2 rRNA genes (1 of these 2 cut by a window edge) are annotated in these 2500 nt (G+C 51.1%); both read right to left on the bottom strand.

Annotated features, from left to right (window positions below):
- Positions 1 to 566, bottom strand: a 23S ribosomal RNA gene (locus ACFVWY_RS35285); it reaches 2362 nt to the left of the window's first position.
- 169 nt (positions 567 to 735) lie between these two features.
- Positions 736 to 2285: ribosomal RNA gene (locus ACFVWY_RS35280) — 16S ribosomal RNA — on the bottom strand.
- The 16S and 23S rRNA genes sit together here, the layout of an rRNA operon.
- Positions 2286 to 2500: the final 215 nt, after the last annotated feature.

Here is a 2500-nt window from a genome sequence, read left to right as displayed (position 1 = left end):
ACACGGTTTCAGGATCTCTTTCACTCCCCTTCCGGGGTGCTTTTCACCTTTCCCTCACGGTACTGGTTCACTATCGGTCACTAGGGAGTATTTAGCCTTGGGAGATGGTCCTCCCGGATTCCGACGGAATTTCACGTGTTCCGCCGTACTCAGGATCCACTCAGGAGAGAACGAAGTTTTGACTACAGGGCTGTTACCTCCTATGGCGGGCCTTTCCAGACCTCTTCATCTACCTCGTTCTTTTGTAACTCCGTATAGAGTGTCCTACAACCCCAAGAGGCAAGCCTCTTGGTTTGGGCTATCCCGTTTCGCTCGCCGCTACTCAGGGAATCGCTTTTGCTTTCTCTTCCTCCGGGTACTTAGATGTTTCAGTTCCCTGGGTCTGCCTTCTCATATCCTATGTATTCAGATATGGATACCACTCCATTACGAGTGGTGGGTTTCCCCATTCGGAAATCTCCGGATCAAAGCTTACTTACAGCTCCCCGAAGCATATCGGTGTTAGTCCCGTCCTTCATCGGCTCCTAGTGCCAAGGCATCCACCGTGCGCCCTTTCTAACTTAACCGTTAAAAAGAATCACTACGTGATATCTTGCATTACTAATTGAATGTGATGTCTACTGTTATCTAGTTTTCAAAGAACACGTTTCGAAGGAATGATCCTTCAAAACTAAACAAGACAGGGAACGTTCTGTTTATAAGACCCAAGGTCTTATATTCCGTTAAAATCCTTAGAAAGGAGGTGATCCAGCCGCACCTTCCGATACGGCTACCTTGTTACGACTTCACCCCAATCATCTGTCCCACCTTCGGCGGCTGGCTCCATAAAGGTTACCTCACCGACTTCGGGTGTTACAAACTCTCGTGGTGTGACGGGCGGTGTGTACAAGGCCCGGGAACGTATTCACCGCGGCATGCTGATCCGCGATTACTAGCGATTCCAGCTTCACGCAGTCGAGTTGCAGACTGCGATCCGAACTGAGAACAGATTTGTGGGATTGGCTTAACCTCGCGGTTTCGCTGCCCTTTGTTCTGCCCATTGTAGCACGTGTGTAGCCCAGGTCATAAGGGGCATGATGATTTGACGTCATCCCCACCTTCCTCCGGTTTGTCACCGGCAGTCACCTTAGAGTGCCCAACTGAATGCTGGCAACTAAGATCAAGGGTTGCGCTCGTTGCGGGACTTAACCCAACATCTCACGACACGAGCTGACGACAACCATGCACCACCTGTCACTCTGCCCCCGAAGGGGACGTCCTATCTCTAGGATTGTCAGAGGATGTCAAGACCTGGTAAGGTTCTTCGCGTTGCTTCGAATTAAACCACATGCTCCACCGCTTGTGCGGGCCCCCGTCAATTCCTTTGAGTTTCAGTCTTGCGACCGTACTCCCCAGGCGGAGTGCTTAATGCGTTAGCTGCAGCACTAAGGGGCGGAAACCCCCTAACACTTAGCACTCATCGTTTACGGCGTGGACTACCAGGGTATCTAATCCTGTTTGCTCCCCACGCTTTCGCGCCTCAGCGTCAGTTACAGACCAGAGAGTCGCCTTCGCCACTGGTGTTCCTCCACATCTCTACGCATTTCACCGCTACACGTGGAATTCCACTCTCCTCTTCTGCACTCAAGTTCCCCAGTTTCCAATGACCCTCCCCGGTTGAGCCGGGGGCTTTCACATCAGACTTAAGAAACCGCCTGCGCGCGCTTTACGCCCAATAATTCCGGACAACGCTTGCCACCTACGTATTACCGCGGCTGCTGGCACGTAGTTAGCCGTGGCTTTCTGGTTAGGTACCGTCAAGGTGCCGCCCTATTTGAACGGCACTTGTTCTTCCCTAACAACAGAGCTTTACGATCCGAAAACCTTCATCACTCACGCGGCGTTGCTCCGTCAGACTTTCGTCCATTGCGGAAGATTCCCTACTGCTGCCTCCCGTAGGAGTCTGGGCCGTGTCTCAGTCCCAGTGTGGCCGATCACCCTCTCAGGTCGGCTACGCATCGTCGCCTTGGTGAGCCGTTACCTCACCAACTAGCTAATGCGCCGCGGGTCCATCTGTAAGTGGTAGCCGAAGCCACCTTTTATGTCTGAACCATGCGGTTCAAACAAGCATCCGGTATTAGCCCCGGTTTCCCGGAGTTATCCCAGTCTTACAGGCAGGTTACCCACGTGTTACTCACCCGTCCGCCGCTAACATCAGGGAGCAAGCTCCCATCTGTCCGCTCGACTTGCATGTATTAGGCACGCCGCCAGCGTTCGTCCTGAGCCAGGATCAAACTCTCCGATAAAGTAGTTTGACTGACTACGCACATCGCTGTGCGATTTATTTAAAACTTTGAATTAACAGGTACGTTTTGTCTTGTTTAGTTTTCAAAGATCATTACCGCTTGTTGAAGCAACTTTATTATCTTACCACTCAGCTTCTTTTATGTCAACAACTTTTTTTAAGTTGTTTCCGAAGCTTTTTGGTGTTGTCTTCTTTTCATCATCGACGTTAAATAAT

Source organism: Streptomyces sp. NPDC058195 (assembly GCF_042883525.1).
In the GTDB taxonomy this organism is placed as follows: Bacteria; Actinomycetota; Actinomycetes; order Streptomycetales; family Streptomycetaceae; genus Streptomyces.
This window is presented reverse-complemented; position numbering and strand designations above follow the sequence as displayed.